13 protein-coding genes are annotated in these 22444 nt (G+C 63.3%); 4 read left to right on the forward strand and 9 right to left on the reverse strand.

Going from position 1 to position 22444, the window contains the following annotated elements; all coding sequences use genetic code 11:
* Window position 1: 1 nt before the first annotated feature.
* Complete coding sequence (gene pta, locus IB229_RS18485; RefSeq protein WP_192331365.1) at window positions 2-2092, forward strand: phosphate acetyltransferase; 2091 nt, start codon at window positions 2-4, stop codon at window positions 2090-2092.
* Between the two features lie 337 nt (window positions 2093-2429).
* Complete coding sequence (locus IB229_RS18490) at window positions 2430-3338, forward strand: acyltransferase (RefSeq protein WP_192331366.1); 909 nt, start codon at window positions 2430-2432, stop codon at window positions 3336-3338.
* On the opposite strand, the gene IB229_RS18495 is transcribed toward IB229_RS18490, so the two are convergent.
* The 5 genes from IB229_RS18495 to IB229_RS18515 form a co-directional block, all read right to left on the reverse strand.
* Window positions 3339-5480, reverse strand: coding sequence for a putative bifunctional diguanylate cyclase/phosphodiesterase (locus tag IB229_RS18495; RefSeq protein ID WP_192331367.1), 2142 nt, complete (start codon window positions 5478-5480; stop codon window positions 3339-3341).
* A 96-nt stretch (window positions 5481-5576) separates the two neighbouring features.
* Complete coding sequence (locus IB229_RS18500) at window positions 5577-9341, reverse strand: response regulator (protein WP_192331368.1); 3765 nt, start codon at window positions 9339-9341, stop codon at window positions 5577-5579.
* 168 nt (window positions 9342-9509) lie between these two features.
* Entirely contained in the window at window positions 9510-10208 is a 699-nt protein-coding gene (locus IB229_RS18505; protein WP_192331369.1) for an OmpA family protein, read from the reverse strand.
* 88 nt (window positions 10209-10296) lie between these two features.
* Window positions 10297-10941, reverse strand: a complete 645-nt coding sequence (locus IB229_RS18510) for an MBL fold metallo-hydrolase (RefSeq protein ID WP_192331370.1) — start codon at window positions 10939-10941, stop codon at window positions 10297-10299.
* Between the two features lie 10 nt (window positions 10942-10951).
* On the reverse strand, window positions 10952-11980 hold the full coding sequence (locus IB229_RS18515; RefSeq protein WP_192331371.1) for an AraC family transcriptional regulator: 1029 nt from the start codon (window positions 11978-11980) through the stop codon (window positions 10952-10954).
* 119 nt (window positions 11981-12099) lie between these two features.
* Here IB229_RS18515 and IB229_RS18520 point away from each other — a divergent pair, with 119 nt between their 5' ends.
* On the forward strand, window positions 12100-12933 hold the full coding sequence (locus tag IB229_RS18520) for a metal-dependent hydrolase (protein ID WP_192331372.1): 834 nt from the start codon (window positions 12100-12102) through the stop codon (window positions 12931-12933).
* Here the strand turns inward: IB229_RS18520 and IB229_RS18525 are convergent, their stop codons facing one another.
* The 4 genes from IB229_RS18525 to IB229_RS18540 form a co-directional block, all read right to left on the reverse strand.
* A complete protein-coding gene (locus IB229_RS18525) occupies window positions 12934-15672 on the reverse strand; it encodes a LuxR C-terminal-related transcriptional regulator (protein ID WP_192331373.1) in 2739 nt (912 codons plus the stop codon).
* A gap of 134 nt (window positions 15673-15806) precedes the next feature.
* Window positions 15807-17174 carry a DUF1329 domain-containing protein gene (locus IB229_RS18530; RefSeq protein WP_192331374.1) on the reverse strand — a complete coding sequence of 456 codons (1368 nt, stop codon included), beginning with the start codon at window positions 17172-17174 and terminating at the stop codon, window positions 15807-15809.
* A 29-nt stretch (window positions 17175-17203) separates the two neighbouring features.
* Window positions 17204-19147 (reverse strand): DUF1302 domain-containing protein, encoded by a 1944-nt coding sequence (locus tag IB229_RS18535; RefSeq protein WP_192331375.1) that lies wholly within the window; start codon window positions 19145-19147, stop codon window positions 17204-17206.
* Window positions 19148-19363: 216 nt separating this feature from the next.
* Window positions 19364-21046, reverse strand: a complete 1683-nt coding sequence (locus tag IB229_RS18540; protein WP_192331376.1) for a fatty acid--CoA ligase — start codon at window positions 21044-21046, stop codon at window positions 19364-19366.
* A gap of 172 nt (window positions 21047-21218) precedes the next feature.
* Between IB229_RS18540 and IB229_RS18545 the strand changes: the two genes are divergently transcribed.
* Window positions 21219-22394 (forward strand): thiolase family protein, encoded by a 1176-nt coding sequence (locus tag IB229_RS18545; RefSeq protein ID WP_192331377.1) that lies wholly within the window; start codon window positions 21219-21221, stop codon window positions 22392-22394.
* Window positions 22395-22444: the final 50 nt, after the last annotated feature.

Here is a 22444-nt window from a genome sequence, read left to right on the forward strand (position 1 = left end):
CATGCATACGTTTTTCATCGCCCCTACCGGCTTCGGTGTCGGCCTCACCTCGATCAGCCTCGGCCTGGTCCGCGCCCTGGAACGTGCCGGGCTCAAGGTCGGCTTCTTCAAGCCGATCGCCCAACCGCACCCGGGTGACGAAGGCCCGGAGCGCTCCACCGAACTGATCGCCCGCACCCTCGGCCTGACGCCGCCCAAGCCGCTGGGCCTGCCCCACGTCGAGCGCATGCTCGGCGATGGCCACCTCGACGAACTGCTGGAAGAAATCATCAGCCTCTACCAGCAGGCCGCCGAAGGCATGGACGTGCTGATCGTCGAGGGCATGGTGCCGACCCGCCACGCCAGCTACGCGGCGCGGATCAACGTGCACCTGGCCAAGAGCCTGGACGCCGAGATCATCCTGGTCTCGGCGCCGGACGGCGAGTCGGCGCAGGACCTGATCGAACTGTCCGACCGTATCGAAATCCAGGCGCAACTGTTCGGCGGCCCGAAGGACCCGAAGGTACTCGGCACCATCCTCAACAAGGTTCGCGGCGAAGGCTTTGCCGACCGCCTGCAAGAGCTCTCGCCGCTACTGAAGACCGAGGAATTCCACCTGCTCGGCTGCATTCCCTGGCAGGAAGAACTCAACGCCGCGCGCACCCGCGACATCGCCGACCTGCTCGGCGCGCGGGTGATCAACGCCGGCGACTACGAACAGCGCCGGGTGATGCAGATCGTCCTCTGCGCCCGCGCCGTGCCCAACACCGTCCAGTTGCTCAAGCCCGGCGTGCTGGTGGTCACCCCTGGCGACCGCGACGACATCATCCTCGCCGCCAGCCTGGCCGCGATGAACGGCGTGCCGCTGGCCGGCCTGCTGCTGTGCAGCGATTTCCCACCAGACCCGCGGATCATGGAGCTGTGCCGCGGCGCCCTGCAGAGCGGCCTGCCGGTGCTCAGCGTGAGCACCGGTTCGTACGACACGGCGACCAACCTCAATCGCTTGAACAAGGAAATCCCCATCGACGACCGCGAGCGCGCGGAGAAGGTCACCGAATTCGTCGCCGGGCACATCGATCATGACTGGCTCAAGCAACGCTGCGGCAGCCCGCGCGAGCCGCGCCTGTCGCCACCGGCATTCCGCTACCTGCTGATGCGTCGCGCCCAGGCGGCGAACAAGCGCATCGTCCTGCCCGAAGGCAGCGAGCCGCGCACCGTGCAGGCCGCGGCGATCTGCCAGGCCCGTGGCATCGCCCGCTGCGTGCTGCTGGCCAAGCCCGACGCCGTGCTGGCGGTGGCCAAGGCGCAGGGCATCGAGTTGCCGCCAGGCCTGGAAATCCTCGATCCGGACCTGATCCGCGAGCGCTACGTCGAGCCGATGGTCGAACTGCGCAAGGGCAAGGGCCTGACGGCGCCGGTGGCCACCGCGCAACTGGAAGACACCGTGGTGCTGGGCACCATGATGCTCGCCCTCGATGAGGTCGACGGCCTGGTTTCCGGCGCCATCCACACCACCGCCAACACCATCCGCCCGGCCCTGCAGCTGATCAAGACCGCACCGGGCTACAACCTGGTGTCATCGGTGTTCTTCATGCTCCTGCCGGATCAGGTGGTGGTCTACGGCGACTGTGCGGTAAACCCCGACCCGACGGCACCGGAGCTGGCGGAGATCGCCCTGCAGAGCGCGGCGTCGGCCGAAGCCTTCGGCATCCCGTCGCGGGTGGCGATGATCAGCTATTCGACTGGTGACTCGGGCAGCGGCAGCGAGGTGGAAAAGGTCCGCGAGGCCACCCACCTGGCGCAGGCGCAGAACCCGCACCTGCTGATCGACGGCCCGCTGCAGTACGACGCCGCCGCCATCGACAGCGTCGGCCGGCAGAAAGCGCCGAACAGCCCCGTGGCCGGCCGCGCCACGGTGTTCATCTTCCCTGACCTGAACACCGGTAATACCACCTACAAGGCCGTACAGCGCAGCGCCGAATGCCTCAGTGTCGGGCCGATGCTGCAAGGGCTGCGCAAACCGGTGAACGACCTCTCGCGTGGGGCGCTGGTCGACGACATCGTCTACACCATCGCCCTGACCGCGATCCAGGCGGTGGCCAAGAAGTCGTAGGGCCGTTCGTGCCGTGATCGCTCCCACGCTCCGCGTGGGAGTGCGCTTGCAGGCGTTCTGCGTGCGTGGAACGTCCCTGATGGAGTTTTCCTATGGCGCGTGGGAAACCTTCACTCGCCAGCCCCCTCACCCGCCCAGGCGGGCGTGCGCTAGAATCGCGGCCACCTGCTGCGCCGGACGACAACCAGGCTGACCAACGAGTCCGCCCCAGCACTTGCCGTTCAGTGTACAAGCGTTAACCTTGGCACCGGAAAGCCCGGCGCCACAAAGCGCCGCAGATGTTTCGACCGATTCCGGGGCACACAGAATGCCCCTCTTTCAGGAGGCGCGCGCGCCCATGCTGCACTTTCTCCCTGCCCCGCTGCTCGGCCTGCTGGCCAGCCTGATGCTGGCGCTGAACACCCTGATCTGCTGCTGGCCGCTGTTCGCCGTCTCGCTGCTCAAACTGCTGGTGCCGGTACCGGCGATCCAGCGCGTCCTGCGCTTCGTCATGCACGGCATCGCCGAGTTCTGGATCAGCGTGAACAAGTTCTGGATGAACATGGTGCGGCGCACCGAGTGGAACGTTCAGGGCCTGCAGCGCTTCGACATGAAGCACTCCTACCTCGTCACCAGCAACCACCAGAGCTGGGTCGACATCCTGGTGCTGCAATACCTGATGAACAAGCGCCTGCCCTTCCTCAAGTTCTTCCTCAAGCAGGAGCTGATCTGGGTACCGATGATCGGCCTGTGCTGGTGGGCGCTCGAGTTCCCCTTCATGAAGCGCTACACCAAGGCCTACCTGGCCAAGCACCCGGAAAAGCTCGGCCAGGACCTGGCCACCACACGCAAGGCCTGTGCGCGTTACAAGACCAACCCGGTGTCGGTGTTCAACTTCCTCGAAGGCACGCGCTTCACCCCGCAGAAGCACGCGGAGCAGCAATCACCCTTCAAGTACCTGCTCAAGCCCAAGGCTGGCGGCATTGCCTTCGTGCTTGACGCGATGGGCGAGCAACTGCACTCGATCGTCAACGTGACCATCCATTACCCCGGCGGCAATCCGGGGTTCTGGGACCTGCTCAGCGGCCGTATCGGCGAGGTGGTGGTGCGCTTCGAGGAGCTGCCGATCCCGGCCGAGTTTATCGGCCAGAACTATGACCAGGACGCCGCCTACCGCCTGCAGTTCCAGCAGTGGGTCAATCAGCTCTGGGAAGCCAAGGACGCCGAACTGGAACGCCTGCACGCGGAGTTCCCAGGCAAGGACTGATCACGAGCCCGGGCGCCAGATCGTCCAGTCCAGCTTGCTCGGAAAGGTCGTGGCCTGCTCCACCGGCAGGCCCGGCGCCACCAGAAAACCCTGCATGGTCGTGCACTGATGGGCGATCAGCCAGTCGCGCTGGGCCACGGTTTCCACGCCCTCGGCAATCACCTCCAGGTCGAGGTGATGGCCAAGGTCGATGATGGTGCTGACGATCGCCGCGTCTTTCGGCGAGTCGAGCATGTTGGAGATGAACAGGCGGTCGATCTTCAACGTATCCAGTTCAAAGTGACGCAGGTAGGCCAGCGACGAATAGCCGGTGCCGAAGTCATCGATGGCGATGCGCACCCCCAGCGAACGGAGCTGGCGCAGCTGCTCGCTGGCGGTGTCGACATCCTGCATCAGCGCACTCTCGGTCACCTCCACTTCCAGTTGTGACGGTTTCAGGCCGATCTCGCCAAGCAGGCGGCGCAGGTCATCGACCAGTTGCGGCATGCTGAACTGCACCGGACTGACGTTGAGGCTGATCACCAACTCCTCGCCGAAGCGCTCACCCCAGGCCAGGCATTGCTGGATGCCCTCGTGGAAGATCCAGTCGCCCAGGCGATTGATCAGCCGGGTCTCCTCCAGCAGCGGAATAAATACCCCCGGCGAAATGGTTCCGGCGACCCGGTGCTGCCAGCGCAGCAGCGCCTCAAAACCACGCAGGCGGCCGCTGGCAAGGTCGATCTGCGGTTGATAGACCAGGCGGAAATCATCCTGCTCGATGGCCATGCGCAGGCTCTCTTCGAGCATCAGCCGCGAGCGCGCGCGGCCGTTCATTTCCGGGGAGAAAAAACGGTATTGCTGACGCCCCGCGCGCTTGGCCTCGTACATGGCCATGTCGGCGGCGCGCAGCAGGCCGTCGACGCTCTGTCCGCATTCGGGAAAACAGGCGATGCCGACGCTGGCACCCAGGGTGAATTCGACACCGTCGACCTTCTGCCGGGTCGACACCAGTTCGATGAGTTTTTCCGCCACGCGAGCGGCATCCTCGGGGTGGTCCAGCGAGTCGAGCAGCGCGGTGAACTCGTCGCCGCCCATGCGCGCCAGCACATCGTAAGGACGCAGGCAGGTCTTCAGCTGTTCGGCGACACGGCGCAGCACCTGGTCGCCTGCGGCGTGGCCAAGGGAGTCGTTGATGCGTTTGAAGCCATCCAGGTCGAGGTAGAGAATCGCCATGCGCTTGCCGCTGCGGTCGATGCGCGACAGCGACGACTCCAGGGTCTGGTGGAAACCGCGGCGGTTGTACAGGCCGGTCAGGGCATCGGTGATGGCCTGGGACTCCAGCTGGGCGTGCAGGTTGCGCACCACCGACATGTCGAGGGCGATCAGCACCATGGAATCCTGGTACTGCGGCAGAGGCGAACAGGACAGTGCCACCGGCAGGAAGCTGCCGCTGAAAGTGGTCAGCACCGCATCGTGCAGACGATAGGTCTGGCCTTCGCGCCAGTGCTTGAAGAACTCGGTCTCCTGCCAGTTCTCCGGCATGTCCGGCGACTTCAGGTAGTTCAGCAGCGAGCTGCCGAGCAGGTCGTCGATTTCCGCATGGAGCATCTGCGCCATGGCCGGATTGACGAAGCTGATGGCACCGAGCCGATCCAGCACGACGATGCCTTCGGACGCGTTCTCCAGCACCGAGGCATTGAAGGCGCGCGCGCTGTCCAGTTGCTGGCTGAGCAGCTGCAGTTCGTGGCGATGGCGCTCGTGCTCGAGCAGCGCGTTGATCTTGTGCTTGAGCACGCTGGGATCGAACGGCTTGAGGATGAAATCCACTGCGCCGATGGCATAGCCGTGCAGCACCGAGTCCTCGGTGTGGGCAATCGCCGAAAGGAAGATGATCGGCGTGTGCCGGGTATGCGGGCTGCCCCGCATCAGCCGAGCCACTTCGAAGCCGTCCATGCGCGGCATCTGCACGTCCAGCAGGACCAGGCCGACGGGCTCGTCGATCATGCACTGCAGGGCCGCCTCGCCGGAGTTCACCGTGCGCACGTCCCAGTCGCTGTCGCCGAGCAGTGCCTCCATGGCGATCAGGTTTTCCTCGCGATCGTCCACCACCAGCAGCACCTGATCCTGGCAATCGACTGACACCTCAAACTGTGCCAGCTGCATACTCACCTCCTGCGGCAATCACTGATGTCAGCGCGTAACCGGCTCGTCTCCGGCATAGCCTGTGGATGACAGTGGTCTTGCTACGATAGTCCGTTATCACTGCTTGTCTCCCTGAGCCCGGCGCGATGCCTCGGGCGTGGTGCTGAGCCAGCGCTGCAGCAGGTCCAGCAAATCCTGGCGAGCCACCGGCTTGGCCAGGTAGTCATCGGCGCCGGCGGTGATGCATTTCTCCCGGTCGCCCTTCATTGCATGAGCCGTCAGAGCTATGACCGGAATCCGGCAATCATGTTCTTCCTTTAAAATTCGCGTGGCGGTGTAGCCGTCCATCACCGGCATGGCCATGTCCATCAGGATCACGTCGAACGGCTCGCGGGCGAAGCATTCCAGAGCCTCCACACCATCCTTGGCCGGTGTCACGTGCAGGCCGATCTCGTCAAGCAGCGCCGTCATCGCGTAGATGTTGCGCATGTCGTCATCCACCAGCAGCACGCGCTTGCCGTTCAGAACCGGCGCGGTACTGGCCGGCGGCGTACGCACCGCGGCAAGAAAGCCCTGCACCGCCGAGTCGAGCGCGGCAAGGTCGTTGCCACTCTTGCGCACCACCACCGCCGAGTAATGGCGCAGGCGCTGCAGGTCCTGGTGGCTGACATCGACACCGGTGTTCACCACCACGCGGGTGCCGTGCAGCGGCCGTTCGCGGTGCATCGCCTCGAGCAGGTCGAAGCCGTCCTGATCGGGCAGGTTGAGGTCGATCACCACCGCACCGAACGGTTCGCGGGCATACAGCTGCAGCGCCTGGGCGGCAGTCGCAGCGGGCGTACAGGTGAAGCCGAGCTGCTGCAGGTGTTCGCCGTAATACGCCCGTTCGGCATCGACATCTTCCACCAGCAGCAGTGGCCGCTCGGCCTGCCCCGGCACGGCAAGGTCCTGGAAGACCTGCTCCAGGGCCTGACGGCCGATCGGTTTGACCAGATAGTGGGTACCGTCGGCCTGCCAGTCCTGCGGCTGCGGCACGCAGGAAATGATGTGCACCGGCACCTCGCGGTGCTGGGCCAGGCCACGCATGCGGCGATAGATCTGCCAGCCGCTGATGTCCGGCAACAGGATGTCGAGTACCACCGCGACGAAGCGCTCGCTCTGCAGCAATTCGATGGCCTGCTTGCCACTGCGGCACTGCACGCAGGAAAAGCCGTGGGCCTGGGCAGCCTCGGCGATCACCGAGGCGAAATTGGCGTCGTCCTCGACGATCAGCATGGCCGGCCCCTGACCACTGCGTACCGGTGCGCTGACCGGGGGCTCGTGGGCATCGACCTGCACCGGCGCCACCACCGGCAGCTGCACGATGAACCGCGAGCCCTGGCCGGGCGTACTCTGCAGGCTGATCTGCCCACCCAGCACTTCGACCAGCTGACGGGTGATGGCCAGGCCCAGGCCGGTGCCTCCGAAGCGCCGGCTGGTCGACCCATCGATCTGCTGAAAGGCTTGAAAGATGCGCTCGTGCTGCTCCGCTGCAATGCCGATACCGGTGTCCCGCACGACGATCTGCAGGGTCTCGCGCTCATCGTCCAGCGGCGTGGGCGAGCAGGCGATGGTCAGCTCGACCTCGCCGCTCTCGGTGAACTTCAGCGCGTTGGACAGCAGGTTGCGCAGGATCTGGTGCAGGCGCCCGCGGTCGCTGTTGATCACCCGCGGCACACCCGGCTCGACATGGCTGAACAGCTGCAGGCCCTTCACCTCGGCCATCGGCCGCAGGCTGGCATCCAGTTCGACGAGCATGTCGTGGACGTTGAGCGGCTCCAGCCTCAGCTGCACACGACCGGCTTCGATCTTGGCCAGGTCGAGCACGTCGTTGATCAGCTGCAGCAGGTCGTTGCCGGCGCGATAGACGATGTCGGCATGCTTGACCTGCTTCTCGGTCAGGTTGCCGGCGGCGTTCTGCTTGAGCTGTTCGCTGAGGATCAGGATGCTGTTCAGCGGCGTGCGCAGCTCGTGGGACATGTTGGCGAGGAATTCCGACTTGTAGCGGTTGGCCAGCGCCAGTTGCTCGGCCTGTTCACGCAGGCGTTTCTCGGCGGCCTTGCGCTCGCTGATATCGATGATCACCGCCTGCACCAGCATGTCGTCGCCGCTGCGCAGGGGCGACAAGCCGACCTCCAGCGGAATCAGCCGACCATCGCGGTGCTGGCCGAACAGTTCACGGTTGTTGCCCATGCGCCGCGGCGACGGGTCCTGGGTGAACACCTGGCGCAGACCAGAGTGCAGGCCGCGCAGGGTTTCCGGCAGCAGCCGCTCCACTGGCTGGCCGAGCAGTTCGTCACGGCTGTAGCCGAACATCTGCTCGGTCTGCCGGTTGACCATGCTCACCAGCCCCTTGGCATCGGCGAGCACGATGGCGTTGGGCGAAGCCTCGACCACCAGGCGGAAGCGCTCCTCGGCGGCCTTGCGCGCGCTGATGTCGATGATCACCGCCTGCACCAGCACGTCGTGACCGCTGCGCAGCGGTGAGAGCCCGACCTCGAGCGGAATCGAACGACCATCGCGGTGCTGGCCGAACAGCTCGCGGCTGCCCCCCATGCGACGAGGCTCCGGACTCTCCTGGTACTGCGCACGCAAGCCCACATGGGCTGCGCGAATCGCTTCCGGCAGCAACATTTCCACCGGTTGCTGCAGCAACTCCTGACGCGGGTAACCGAACATTAACTCGGTCTGCCGGTTGACCATGGCGATCAGCCCGCGACTATCGACCAGCACGATGGCGTTGGGCGAGGCCTCGACCACCATGCGAAAACGCTCTTCGCGCTCGCGCAGCCCCTGGGCCTGGCGCTCGCTTTCGACCATCGCCCGCTCACGCAGGAACAGGTAGCCACCAACCAGCAACGACAGCAGCAGCGCGGCCAGCAGGCCGGTGCTCAGGCCCACGGTCAGCGTACTGTTGCGCAGGGTCTGCTCGTACTGCGGTGTACTGCCGACCTTGAGCAGCCATTCGCGGCCGTAGACGTTCAGCGTGCGCGATGCCTGCAGCCGCGAAGTGGCCTCGCGACCGTCGAACTCCTGCAGCAGATGCGCGCCGCCCTGGGCGTCGACCAGCTCGATCCAGAACAGATCACTGCTGCTGCCGAGAATCCCGTGCATCAGATCGGCCATGCGAAAGGAACCGGAAACCATGCCGAGCAACGCAGCCTGGCGCTCCTCGACACTGCTCAGCGGCACGTTTTGCCGATACACCGGCAGGTACAACAGCACGCCGCTCTGCACGTCCTGCTCGGTTTCCTGCTTGAGCCTGAGCGGCCCGGTGAGCGCCGCTTCGCCACCGTCGCGGGCTCGGCTAATGGCCTCGCGACGCGTGCTCTCACTGAACATGTCGAAGCCCAGCACGCGGCGGTTGCGCCAGTTCAGCGGATGGACGAAATCGACGATCAGGTATTCGTCGCGAACCCCGGTCGGGTAGATCTGGAAATAGGCCCGCCCTTCGGCCTGCACGCGCTGCAGAAAGGGTCCCAGCGTGGCGCGCTGCAGGTAGCGTCCCCAGCTCAGCGCCTGGATGCCGGGGTAACGGTCCTGCAGCTGCAGCTGATCGGTAGCGCGCTGCCACTCATCGTCGGAAACCTCCGAACTGCCGGCGAGCAGGCCGGACATGCCGCGCAGGACCATTTCATAGGCGCGCATGCGCTCGCGCACACTCTGCTCGACGCCATCCACCGCCAGGTCGAAGCGTTCCTGCTGAGCGGCTTCGCTACCGGCATTCAGCGTCCACCATTGCCAACCGACCAGCGCACCCAGACCGACCAGCAACAGCAGCGTAACCAGAAGGGGAATCCAGGGTTTGCGGGCACTAGGGGCAACGGTAAGGGTGTCGTCCATGAACTCTCCTGATCCATCCACATGCCACAGGCATGCGCCGACACCTGTTGTGCCGGGACCTTCTGGCAGTTTAGTCAGGATTTACGCAGGCATCGGACTGACGACAGACGGCAGGAAAAAAGCAGAAAGCCCTCTTCCGAGGGCTTTCTTGTGTCGCTGCGCCAGCGCTTACTGCTGAGCAGGCAGCGGCCGCAGATTGACCTCGACGCGGCGGTTCTGCGCACGCCCCGACTCGTTGGCGTTGCTCGCCACCGGCTGGTCCGGGCCGGCACCTCGGGTGCTCACCCGGGCCGCGTTCACACCCTGCGCCTGCAGGTAGTTGGCTACGCTCTGCGCACGGCGTTGCGACAGCGCCATGTTGTGCGAGTGGCTGCCGGTGCTGTCGGTATGGCCGACGATCTCGATGCTGTTCTGATCGTACTGGCGGAACGACGTGGCCAGGTTGTTCAGCGGCGTATAGAAGTTGCTGGCGATGTCGGCCGAGTCGGTGGCGAAGGTGATGTTGCCCGGCATGATCAGCTGGATGTTGTCGCCCTGGCGCTCGACCTGAACGCCAGTGCCTTCCATGCTGCGGCGCAGCTCCGCTTCCTGCTTGTCGACGTAGTAGCCGTAGCCCGCCCCCGCTGCGCCGGCGACGGCGGCACCGATCAGCGCACCCTTGCCGCGCTTGTCGTGGTTGATCGCGGCGCCGGCGGCGGCACCGGCCAGTGCGCCGAGGCCACCGTACTTGGCGGTCTTGCTCATGCCGCCGGAATTCTGATTGCCGTTCTGGCTGGTGTTCTGGTTGTCGTACGGATTCTGCGAGGCACAGCCTGTGACCAGTGCGACGACAGTGGCAGCGAGGATCAGGCGTGGGGTAGTCAACATGTTTGGGGCTCCCGAAAAAGCTAGGACCAGCCTGAGTGGCTGACAAGGGCTTAGAGCCCTGCCGGCAACGAAGATTCCCTGACCGCCGTCACGCGCGCACGAACGGGTTGTCGCGCATCTCATCGCCCAGGCGGGTATCCGGGCCGTGACCGGTGACCACCGTAGCCTCCTCGTCCAGGCTGTACAGACGCTGTTTGATCGAGCGCTCGATGGTCGCGTAATCGCCACCCCACAAATCCGTGCGCCCGATGCCGCGGCGGAACAGCGTGTCACCGGCGATCAACAGCTTGGCCTGGGGAAACCAGAAACTCATGGAGCCTGGCGTATGCCCCGGCGTGTGCAGCGCCACACCGCAACCGCAGGCCAGCTCCTCGTCGTCGGCCAGCCACTGATCCGGCGCCGGCACCGGACGATAAGGCACGCCGAACATGCGGCACTGCATTTCCAGGTTGTCCCAGAGGAACTGGTCTTCCTGGTGCAGGTGCAGGGTCGCGCCCGTCAGTTCCTTCAACTGGCCGGACGCCAGGAAGTGATCGAGATGGGCATGGGTGTGGATGATGCTGACCAGCGTCAGCCCATGCGCCTGCAGGCGCGCGAGGATCATCTCCGGCTCGCCGCCCGGATCGACGACGATGGCCTTCTTGCTCAGCGGATCACCGATCAGCGTGCAGTTGCACTGCAAAGGGCCGACGGGGAAGGTTTCGCGAATCAGCGTGGGCGGCGTGGGGCTCATCTGGCGGGTCTCATGGTTGCTCCGGGCGCGCACGATAGTCGCCCGGCCGCTTGCCCGTCCATTTCTGGAAGGCACGGCGGAAATTGGAAGGGTCGCTGAAGCCCAGCAACAGGGCGATTTCGAACAGCGGCAGGTGGGTGGTAGTCAGGTACTGCAACGCCAGGCGCTTGCGCACTTCGTCGAGCACTTTCTGGTAGCTGGTACCGGCTTCGGCCAGGTGCCGACGCAGGCTGCGGCCGCTGGTATGCAGGGCGTGCGCCGCGCTGTCGAGATTGGGGAAGTCGCCAGGGCGCGCCAGGAGCAGGCGGCGCAAGCGGGTGAGCAAGCCATCCTCGACATCCAGAGCCGCCAGCAGCGCCTCGCACTGCTCCTCGCACATGCGCATGGTCGCCGGATTGGCCAGCGCCATGGGTTTGTCCAGGTATCTGCGCGGCAGTTTCAGCCAGTGCCAGGGCTGGTCGAACAACGCGTCACAGCCAAACACCTCTCGGTAGCGCTCGGCATGTACGGGGCGCGGATGAACGAAGCCGACCTGCACCTGCTGCGGTTCCTCGCCCAAGAGAAACCCGGCGATGCTGTAGAGCGCGGCAAACAAGCCCTCAGCAGCAAAACGCCCGAGCACGCCAAGGGGAATCGACTCGTTGGCCCGCAACTCCAGGTAATCCTCGTGCTCGACCAGCTCCAGGTCGAAGGTCAAGCCGAGTACCCGGTAATACTTCAGCGCGAAGTGCACCGCGCGCTCCAGCGTAGGGCTGGAGAGCAGCGCATAGCCGAGGATGCCGTGCGCCGAGGCGTTCAGCCGCTGCCCCAGCAGCAGACCCAACGCCGGCTCCTTGCACAGAACCAGCGCGCTATTACCCAGAAAATAGATGGCATTCAGTGACAGGCGGCCGCTGGCATTGTGCAGGCACTCGCTTGAAAGGCCGGCATGTGCCAGCAACTGCTCTCTGCCCACACCCCGCTCCGCGGCTAGCTCCAGCAGAGCTTCGGCGTAAGTCATGGGCACCAGTTCGGTGTCGAGAGTAAGCAGTTTGCGCATGGTCGTCCGGGTCTCGCGATGGCCATAAATGACCGGAACAATGGCTGAAGATAACCTTGTCCGACAAAACCCCACAAGGCCATAGTCGCTGCACGCCATAACAACGACTGGGAGGCCTCATGTCCAATCCCACACCGCCCGACCTGACGATCAAGCCGCGCCAGCCTGGTTTCGACCTGCCGCAACCCTGGTTGCGCCACTGGCATGGCGACAATGCCTTCAAGAGCCACTTCTTCGACGCCATGTCGCTGCTGTTCCCCGATGGCGAGCGTTTCTTCATCGACTCGGTACGCCACTACCGCGACCGGGTAACCGATCCCCAGCAACAGGAGCAGATCCGCGGCTTCATCGGCCAGGAGGCGCACCACAGCCGCGAACACCAGCACTACAGCGACGCCCTGCGCGCCACCGGCTACGACCTCGACTATCTGGAACATCGCCTGAAGCGGCGCCTGGCGTTCGTGCGCAAGCACCTGCCGCCCAAGGTACACCTGGCCTCCACCGTCGCGGTGGAACACCTGACCGCGATCATGGCCGACGCCATCCTGCAGAATCCTGACTGGCTGGAGGGTGCCGACCCGGCCATGGCGCGACTGTGGCGCTGGCATGCGCTGGAAGAAAGCGAGCACAAGGCCGTTGCGTTCGACCTCTATCAACAGGTCGGCACCAGCCCCTGGCTACGCCGCCGGGCAATGATTTACAGCACGCTGTACTTCACCCTCGACACCTTCAAGGGCCTGGTGCACATGCTCAAGCGCGATGGTTTGCTATGGAACTGGCAGGTATGGCGCGACGGCCTGGCCTGGCTGTGGGGCAGCCGCGGCATTCTGCGTCCGCTGGTGCGGGTCTACCTGGACTTCTACAAACGCGACTTCCATCCGTGGCAGCACGACAACCTGCACATCATCGAGGACTATCGGCGCCAGTTCGACCTGCCACTGCAGGCCGATTGATCAGCGCAGCAATCCCAGGCCCTTGGCGCGCGCCACGGCCTGGGTGCGCCGCTCGACGCCGAGCTTGCTGTTGATGTGGCGGGCGTGGGTCTTCACCGTGTGCAGCGAGATGAACAAGCGCTCGCTGATTTCCTGATTCGAACAGCCCAGCGCGATCAGGCGCAGCACCGCCAACTCCCGCGTACTCAGGGTGTCCGTGGCGGCGAGGGCGACCACGTCCTCACCCTCCTCGTCGGGCTCGGGCAGGTGCTCGCGCAGCGCTTGACTCAACGGGGTCGCCGGCGCGACCAACAGCTGTTCGCGCAGCCAGTCCGGCTTGTGCGCCAGCAGCTCGTGGAACGGCAGCAAGCCACCGCCAACCGCCGCACCCAGGCAGCTGTGCAACTGCTGCTGGGCATCACGCTCGCGACCTGCGGCACACAGCAACAGGCTCAGCTGCACCTGGGCAAAGACGCCGATCAGATGCCCACCACAGCCTTGCGCACGCATCACCAGGGCGCGCAGGCGGCGCTCCGCAGCGTCGCCCTGCCCCTGCAAACGCTCCAGCGCCGCACGGTGCAGCTCGATGTGCAGGGACAGCTGTGGGTGAAACTCCGGCGCGGTTGCCGGCTCTTCGCCGCCGTAGGTTTCCGCCAGGCGCAGGAGCCAGGCATTGGCCAGGTCGGTCTGCCCCTGGCTCAGCCACAACTCGCACTTGGCCAAGGTGATCATGGCCAGGTAGTACACCGGCGGCACATCCCAGATGTGCATCAGCCGCTCGGCCTCGGCCAGCAGCGAAAACGCTTCGGCATAGCGCCCGGCACGCCCTTCCTGGCTGGCCAGAATGCAGTAGCCGACCAGCAGGCTGATGTCGCGACAGGCGCGCGCCTCGGCAATCCCGGCGAGCAACTTTCTGCCGCCTTCTGCGGGCTGCAGGCGTAGCACCAGAAGAAAACCTTCATAGAGAGTCAGACGCGCGCGCACAGCGTAGACACGCTGCGCCGGCAGGTTGCGCAAGCGCTCCAGACCATGGCGAATCTCTTCTAGCGCGCGAACGATCTCGCCACGGGCCAGCAGCACCCGACCACGGTTGTAGTGACAAAGCGCCTCGAACAGCGGGTTGCCCTGGCGCTGCGCCAGCTCCAGCGCCTCACGGTTGAGCCCGCGGGCACGCCACAGGTCACCTTGCACCACGGCAAGGTTGGCCAGATTGAACAGGCACAGCAGACGAGGACCGAAACGATCCGGCGGCAACGCGGCCAGCGCTTCGGTGCAATAACGCGCCGCGCGCTCACTGTCGCCCCGACCGCGGGCGATCACGCCACTGACCGCCAGCCACTGTGCCAGCAAGGACTGCTGCGCCTGCGCCGAAGGTGCGGGAAGGAAGCGCTCGAGCTGGTTGGCCAGGTCTTCCGCCGCATCCAGTTGGCAGGCCAGGGCCAATGCCCAGCTGTATAGCGCGATCAGTCGCGGCGTGCTGCTGAGCAGGCTATCGGGCAAGTCCATCTTCCAGCGCAGCAACATGGCGACGTTCTGCTCGGCCAGTAGATGCTCCTCGGAAAAGCTCTGCACCAGATTGGCAGCGACGTCCGGCTGACCTGCGCGCAGGGCCTGCTCCACCGCGTCGTCGAGCAAGCCATGGGCACTGAACCAGCGGCACGCACGCAGGTGCAGACTCGACTGCGGAACGGAAAAACCCGGTGCAGGGTTGGCACGCAGCAGATCGGAGAACAGGTGGTGGTAGCGGAACCAGCGCCCACTCTCATCCAGCGGCACCAAGAACACCTGATTGGCCTGCAGGTGCTGGAGAATCGCCGCACTGTCGTGGCTGTCGCGCACCGCATCGCATAGTTCGACACAAAAGCGGTCGAGGCAGGCTGTGTCATAGAGGAAGGCCTGCACATCGGCAGCCTGGCGCTCGATCACCTCTTCCAGCAGGTAATCGCGGATCAGCCCTTGGGCACCATGCAGGTCCTGCGGCAGCTCCTCACTGGCATGCTCATCGAGGGTGAGCAGCCACAACCGCAAGCCGGCGACCCAACCTTCGCTGCGCTGCAACAGGCAATCCAGCGCCTCGCCTTGCAGGCGACTGCCCTGGCTGACCAGCAGCTCGCGGGTTTCCGCGGTGGTCAGGCGCAGGTCCTGTTCCTGCAGTTCGAGCAACTGCCGTGACAGGCGCAAGCGCGCCAGGTGCCAGTCCGGACGCTGGCGACTGGTCACCAGCAACAGCAAGCCACTGGGCAGATGATTGAGGAAGAACTGCAGGCAGCGATCGAGGACCGGGCCCTGTGCCAGGTGGTAATCGTCCAGTACCAGCAGTAACGGCGCCGTCTCGTCCAGGCGCTCGCCAAGTTCATCGAGCAGGCCATCGAGCAATTCTTCGAAGGCGAAAGGCTGATGACGCTGACGCATTTTCAGCAGGCCCAGCGCTTCGTCACCGATACCTGGATAGTGCCGGCGAAGTCCCTCGAGCAGGCGCTCAAGGAAGCGCCCGGGGTCGCTGTCGCGGCGAGTGAGGCTGAGCCACAGATTTTGCCAGGCCGCCGGCAGGCGCTCGCAGAACTCGATCGCCAGCGAACTCTTGCCAAATCCTGCCGGCGCACTGACCAGCAACAGCCGTCCACTCATGCCCTCGGCAAGCTGCTCGCAGAGACGCGGGCGCAGGACATGCCCCTCAGGCAGCGGAGGCCGGAAGAAACGGCTTTCACTGGCACTGGCGGGTACATAGGCGAGGCCGGGGGAGCGGGACAGATCGGTCACGTGACAGGCATGCGCTCAATGGCTGGCTAAGTGCCCGCAGACTATCCCCTTGTCTTGCGCATTTGAAGCCCATCAGTCGCCACAACGAAAAAAGCCGGCGCAAGGCCGGCTTTTTCTTGTAACACGACGCGAGATTAACGCACGCCGGCCTGACGCAGAGCGGCCGGGGTGTAATCGCTGGAAGAGGCCTTGTAGTTGAAGTCGTAGGCTTTTTTCTCCTCGTTCTTCATACCCAGGGCCAGGTAGCGACCGGAAATCACGTCATACAGGGTTTCCAGGGTGTACCAAGGAACCTGCTTGTCGTAGTAGTACTGGGAGTGCGCTTCGGCCACACGCCACAGCGAACCACGGCCGTCGTAGTGGTCGATGACCGCTGCTTGCCAGGTGTCCTCGTCGATGTACATATCACGCTTGGCGTAGATATGACGTTCGCCGGCTTTCAGGGTACCGGTCACGTGCCATACGCGGTGCAGCTCGTAGCGGCTCAGGTCCTGGTTGATGTGACCAGCTTTGATTACGTCAGCATATTTCAGCTGCGGCGAATCGAGAGCATAGGTGTTGTACGGGATGTAGATCTCTTTCTTGCCGTTCAACTTCCAGTCATAACGGTCAGGTGCACCGTTGTACATGTCCAGGTTGTCGGAAGTACGCAGACCGTCTGCAGCGGTACCCGGGCCGTCGTAGGAAACCTGCGGGGCTCGGCGAACACGACGCTGACCGGCGTTGTACAGCCACGCCAGACGCGGCTCTTTCACCTGGTCGAGAGTTTCGTGTACCAGCAGTACGTTACCTGCCAGACGCGAAGGAGCCGTCACACGCTGTTTGAAGTAGAACAGGATGTTGGTCGGCTTGCTCGGATCGTAGTCGGTCAGGCTGGTCGGGAAGGTGAATTCGTCCTGGAAGTAGACCAGGCTGAACGAACCATTGGCCTGCGGGGTAGCCTGGGTAACCAGACGACGCACGCTGCCGCCACGGTAGCGGGTGATCTGGTTCCAGACTGCTTCGAGGCCGTTCTGCGGGATCGGGAACGGGTTCGCGGTCTTGAAGTTTTCCAGACCGTTGCCGCCCTGAACCAGCTTGGTGTTAGCCGCGTTGTGCTTGGCGTCATCCTGCACGCTTTGCGGAACGGTAGCCGTACGGTGCGTGGTGTACACCGGGATGCGATAGCTTTCCGGGTAGCGTTTGAACATGGCCAGCTGGCCAGGGGTCAGCTTGTCCTTGTACTGGTCGACGTTCTTCGAGTCGATGGTGAAGAGCGGCTTCTCGTTGGCGAACGGGTTCGACAGGAAACCACGTGCGTCCACGGTACCGGCATCCTTCGGCAGACCACCGGTCCACTCAGGGATGCTGCCATCGGCGTTGCCGGCTTTCTCGGCGCCCAGCGGAGTCAGGGTAGCACCCAGCTTGGCAACTTCATCAGCCGATACGGCAGCCATTACGCTGGTAGCCAGCAGAGACAGAGCCAGAGCACCGGATTGCAGCAGGTATTTTGTTGTTTTCATGTGCATGTCTTTCCTCAAGATTCCTGTGCTTAGAAGTTCACGCCGAAGCTGAGAGCTACGAAGTCACGATCATCAACGGTTGTGTACTTACCATCGAAGAAGTTGGTGTAGGACAGGTTCGCGGTGTAGGTGTTCTGGTACTCAGCTTCCAGACCCAGGCTGATTGCCTTGCGACCTTCCTCGAAGTTGCCGCCTGGGCCAGGCGAGTAACCCTCAACATCATGCGACCAGGCTGCGCTCGGTTTAAGGTTCACACCGGCGAAAACGTCTGGGTATTCCCAGATGGCGCGAGCGCGATAGCCCCAGGAGTTGGCGGTGGTGAAACCATCATTGTCACAACCTTTAGCGACGTTGCCGCCATCAGGACTGGCGCCACCGGTGCCTCTGTTCAAAGCAAGGCACATATCACCGCCCGACCCAAAGATCGGATCGCGGCCATAACGGATATCATTGGAGTTTTCCAACCCCCCCACATGAGTCCAGCCGACCTCACCCACCAGAGTCAAGCGAGAAGCGCCCATCACCTGATCGAAGAAGTGCGTGAAGGTGGTTTGCAACTGAGTCACTTCCTTGCGACGGTAGCCATGCAACAGACCCTCGGCATCCGCGTTAAGAGGCGAAGCAAGCCCGTAAGGATTAACAACCACGCCCGGCGCTACAGTCAGCGCAACGCCCTTTACCCCAGCGTAAAGAATGTCGGTAGAGTTCAGCTGTACCGGCGCATTAGGGCGATAACTGACTTCACCGGACCATGCGGTGCCTGTAGGCAGAGTGGTAGAGAAACTCAGGCCATACAGTTTGATATCTTCCGGGTACTCCATGAAATAGCCGCCGTTGGCCGCCAAGACAGTTGCACCAGAGCCAGCAGCTACCGAGGGAGATGCACCCAGCCCCAAGTTACCTTGTGCAATCGTGTTCGCCGTAGCGATAGCTCCAGCGCTAGCGCCCACACCGCTGAAAATTGGTGCACGACTGTGATAGTTCATGAAGTAAGCACCGAATTCGGTGTCTAGAGGCTCGAACATGTAGCGGAACGCCAGGCCCCATTGGCCGGAGTCACGGGCATCCTCATCACCATAACGAGGAACGACCACCCCCTCACTGGTAGAGGAAACCAGATCTACATTGCGACCCGGTATGGCATTGAGGGCATCAATGTTGCCGTTGATCGCAGCCAGCTGTGCCGGGCTCAAAGATGAAAGAACATTGAGATTGTTGTCGCAACCATCCGCAACGATATCAGCCTGGGAGAAGAAGGTGCCGCAGTTGTCGGCAACGGTCTGATCCCATTCCAGCTGGTAGAAAGCCTCAGCGGACAAGTTCTCAGTCAGGCTCTGCGAAACGTAGAACATATTGACCGGGATCAGACCTTCCTTGACCTCGGCGCCAGGGCGACGAAATGCAGAAACGTCGACCGGGTTGATCGAGTTGATGCCGTTCTGGATGAAGGTACTTTCACCCCAGCTCACGACCTGCTTGCCAAAACGCACGGAGCCTGGCTGATCAGCAATGTCGTAGTTGTGGTAGACGAAGGCGTCGAGTATTTCTGCCCCGGACGACTGTGCGCCTTGCTTCCGGTTGGAGTCGGAAATGTCCTTGAACTCACGGCCTTCGTCTTTCAGCTCGAAGTCATACCAGTACTTGCCGCGAACAAACACACCGGTATCGCCATATTTCAGTTCGAGGTCGTGGATCCCCTTGAAGATCTTCGAAAAAGTTTCACCTTTCTTGAAGTTCAGATGGCCATCGTCGGAGGTCTGCGAGAGACCCTTGCCGCCATTGTTGGCACCAATCAGGTTTTTGTCGGGATTAGCTGTCGACCAGCTAGCACCTACGGAGAGGGACGAATCCACCTGCCCTTCGATTTCGCCGATATTGAAGCTCACTGCGAGAGCTGGAGTGGCGAGTGTGGAAGCGAGGCTGACTGCCAAAGGCAGCTTGGCCAGACGCCAGAATTGTTTAGTTGTTGTCATCGACGCTACTCCATGTGTTTTTTGTTATGGATGGTGCGGACTATAGCCAGACGGTAGTAGGGCTAGATCCCTCTAAAGTGTGATTTCCAGCCCCCGACCGCTCTAGACCGGCCAGTCACAAACTACCCATCGATCTAGAGCGGTATCGGGACAGCAATTTATGAGCCAAGCGTTTGATCGGAATCCATCAAACAGGTGAAAAACCCGTGAAAGCGCCTAGAGAGTAGAGAGAAATTCGCTCCCTGCCGCCTGCCACTGAACGATATCCAGACGAATTCGTTTCTTGTCCAGTTTGCCAACGCTGGTTTTGGGAATATCGGTAACAACGGCGATCTGACTGGGTATCGCCCACTTGTTGATATGCCCCTGTTCGACGAAAGGTTTGAGGTGTTCCTTCAGGCCTTTGGCATCCAGCTGCTGACCATCGCGCAGCACCAGCAGGGCGAACGGGCGCTCGCCCCACTGCGGATCGGCGATACCGACCACGGCCACTTCGCGAACGGCCGGGTGACGACTGATCAAATCTTCCAGTTCCAGCGAGGACAGCCATTCGCCGCCGGTCTTGATCACATCCTTGATGCGGTCGCGGATGTCGATGAAACCGAAGTCATCCAGCGTGGCCACGTCACCGGTGTGCAGCCAGCCGTGCTCCCACAGTTCGGCGCTTTTCTGCGGTTCGTTGAAGTAGCCCATGGTCAGCCACGGCGCGCGCAGTACCAGCTCACCCTGGGTCTCGCCATCGGCCGGCAGCAGGCTGCCATCCGGGCCCATGAGGGCGGCTTCGACCATCGGCACCGGAACGCCGGCCTTGATCCGATAGGTGATGCGCTCATCCTCGCTGCCAGCCACCATCTCATCGTTGATGTGCGCGCAGGAGATCAGCGGGCAGGTCTCGGACATGCCGTATGCGGCGGTCAGCTGGATGCCGCGCGCCTTGGAGGTTTCGTACAGTGCACGGTTCAGCGCGCTGCCGCCGATGATGACCTTCCAGCCGTTGAAGTCCACGCCCTGCCCCGCCTTGGCGTTGAGCACCATCTGCAGAATGGTCGGCACGCAGTGGGAGAAGGTGACCTTTTCCTTTTTCCACAGCTCGACCAGCAATTCCGGGTCGTAGCGGCCCGGATAGACCTGCTTGATGCCGAGCATGGTGGCCACGTAGGGAATACCCCAGGCATGCACGTGGAACATCGGCGTGATCGGCATGTACACGTCGTTGGTGCCCAGCAGACGCACGCTGTCCAGGCTGCCCAGCACGCTCGCCTCGGCCAGGGTGTGCAGCACCAGCTGGCGATGGGTGAAGTACACACCCTTGGGGTTACCGGTGGTACCGGTGGTATAGAAGGTGGTGGCGACGGAGTTCTCGTCGAAGTCCGGGAAGTCATACTTCGGGCTGGCGGCAGCCAGCAGGCTCTCGTACTCGCCGACCAGGTTCGGCAGCGCGGCGGTCTTCTCCTCGCCATCGGTCAGCAGCAGGGTCTTCTTGACGGTGGTCAGCTGCGCCTCGACGGCGTTGTACAGTGGCACGAACTCACTGTTGACCAGCACGAAGCGGTCCTCAGCGTGGTTCATGGTGTAGAGAATCTGGTCGGCCGAGAGGCGAATGTTGATGGTGTGCAGCACCGCGCCAATCATCGGGATGGCGAACATGCACTCCAGGTAACGGTGGCTGTCCCAGTCCATCACCGCCACGGTGTCACCTGCCTGCACACCGGCCTCGGTCAGCACGTTGGCCAGGCGCGCCACGCGCTCGTTGAAGGTGGCGTAGCTGTAACGCAGCTTGTCGCGGTAGACGATCTCGCGGGTCTTCTCGTAGCGGCTGCCGGAGAGCAGCAGGCGCTTGATCAGAAGCGGAGCCTGGTTGGCGTTTTCAGCCGGCGGAATGACACGGGTCTGCAGCATGGGCGCACCTTTTTTCTTGGAGTTTTTCTATGGCGCCCAATCTAGAGCCGTCGAGCGACAGCCAAATCAGCCCAAAGAATGATTTTCCCCGTGACTCTTTGGCCATTTTCGGTCACGCAGTAGAATCGGCGGCATCAGCCGCGCGCGGCTTCACCACAACGAGGTAATCCTGATGTCCGATATCGTCATCGTCAGCGGCGCCCGCACCCCCATGGGTGGCTTCCAGGGCAGCCTGTCCGGCGTTGCCGCTGTGGATCTTGGCGCCATCGCCATCCGCGAGGCGGTAGCCCGTGCCGGCATCCAGCCGGAAGATGTGCAGGAAGTGATCATGGGCTGCGTACTGCCTGCCGGCCTCAAGCAGGGGCCGGCGCGTCAAGCCTCGCTGAATGCCGGCCTGCCAGCGGCCACAGGCTGCACCACCATCAACAAGCTCTGCGGCTCCGGCATGAAGGCCGTGATGCAGGCCTTCGATGCACTCAAGGCCGGCAGCAACAGCGTGATGATCGCGGGCGGCATGGAAAGCATGTCCAACGCCCCCTATGTGATCGAAAAGGCCCGCAGCGGCCTGCGCATGGGCCATGGCGAGATCAAGGACCACATGTTCCTCGATGGCCTGGAAGACGCTCGCACCGGCCGCCTGATGGGCTCCTTCGCCCAGGAAACTGCCGACCAGTACGGCATCACCCGCGAGCAGATGGACGCCTACGCCATAGAGTCGCTCAAGCGTGCCCAGGCTGCGATCCAGAGCGGCGAGCTGGCCAGCGAGATCGTTCCGGTCACCGTCACCAGCCGCAAGGGCGAGGTGGTGGTCAAGGACGACGAACAACCGCTCAACGCCAATCTGGAGAAGATTCCGGGTCTCAAGCCGGCGTTCCGCAAGGACGGCACCATCACCGCCGCCAACGCCAGCTCGATTTCCGATGGTGCCAGCGCCTTGGTGCTGATGACTGCCGATGAAGCGGCCCGCCGCGGCCTCAAGCCGCTGGCCAGGATCGTCGCCCACGCCACCCAGAGCCAGGACCCGAGCGAATTCACCATCGCGCCGATCGGCGCCATGAGCAACCTGTTCAAGAAGACCGGCTGGAACAAGGACGATGTCGACCTGTTCGAGATCAACGAAGCGTTCGCCATGGTCACCATGCTGGCCATGCGTGAACACGGCCTCGACCACGCCAAGGTCAACGTCTTCGGCGGCGCCTGTGCCCAGGGCCACCCGGTCGGCTCCACGGGTTCGCGCCTGATCGTGACGCTGATCAACGCCCTGCAGAAGAAAGGCGGCAAGCGCGGTGTGGCCTCGCTGTGCATCGGCGGTGGCGAAGCCACTGCGGTGGCCATCGAACTGCTCTGAGCCCGAGGCAACGAAAAAGCCCCGCCCAGGCGGGGCTTTTTCATGGTCGC

Origin of the sequence: Pseudomonas sp. PDM14, assembly GCF_014851905.1 — a bacterium.
In the GTDB taxonomy this organism is placed as follows: Bacteria; Pseudomonadota; Gammaproteobacteria; order Pseudomonadales; family Pseudomonadaceae; genus Aquipseudomonas.

What these genes read in the sequence shown, in the direction of transcription:
- IB229_RS18540 (WP_192331376.1), bottom strand. Translation starts at nt 21,046, where the DNA reads ATGCTGCAGACCCGTGTCATTCCGCCGGCTGAAAACGCCAACCAGGCT.
- pta (WP_192331365.1), top strand. Translation starts at nt 2, where the DNA reads ATGCATACGTTTTTCATCGCCCCTACCGGCTTCGGTGTCGGCCTCACC.
- IB229_RS18515 (WP_192331371.1), bottom strand. Translation starts at nt 11,980, where the DNA reads ATGCGCAAACTGCTTACTCTCGACACCGAACTGGTGCCCATGACTTAC.
- IB229_RS18545 (WP_192331377.1), top strand. Translation starts at nt 21,219, where the DNA reads ATGTCCGATATCGTCATCGTCAGCGGCGCCCGCACCCCCATGGGTGGC.
- IB229_RS18535 (WP_192331375.1), bottom strand. Translation starts at nt 19,147, where the DNA reads ATGACAACAACTAAACAATTCTGGCGTCTGGCCAAGCTGCCTTTGGCA.
- IB229_RS18520 (WP_192331372.1), top strand. Translation starts at nt 12,100, where the DNA reads ATGTCCAATCCCACACCGCCCGACCTGACGATCAAGCCGCGCCAGCCT.
- IB229_RS18510 (WP_192331370.1), bottom strand. Translation starts at nt 10,941, where the DNA reads ATGAGCCCCACGCCGCCCACGCTGATTCGCGAAACCTTCCCCGTCGGC.
- IB229_RS18500 (WP_192331368.1), bottom strand. Translation starts at nt 9,341, where the DNA reads ATGGACGACACCCTTACCGTTGCCCCTAGTGCCCGCAAACCCTGGATT.
- IB229_RS18495 (WP_192331367.1), bottom strand. Translation starts at nt 5,480, where the DNA reads ATGCAGCTGGCACAGTTTGAGGTGTCAGTCGATTGCCAGGATCAGGTG.
- IB229_RS18505 (WP_192331369.1), bottom strand. Translation starts at nt 10,208, where the DNA reads ATGTTGACTACCCCACGCCTGATCCTCGCTGCCACTGTCGTCGCACTG.
- IB229_RS18530 (WP_192331374.1), bottom strand. Translation starts at nt 17,174, where the DNA reads ATGAAAACAACAAAATACCTGCTGCAATCCGGTGCTCTGGCTCTGTCT.
- IB229_RS18490 (WP_192331366.1), top strand. Translation starts at nt 2,430, where the DNA reads ATGCTGCACTTTCTCCCTGCCCCGCTGCTCGGCCTGCTGGCCAGCCTG.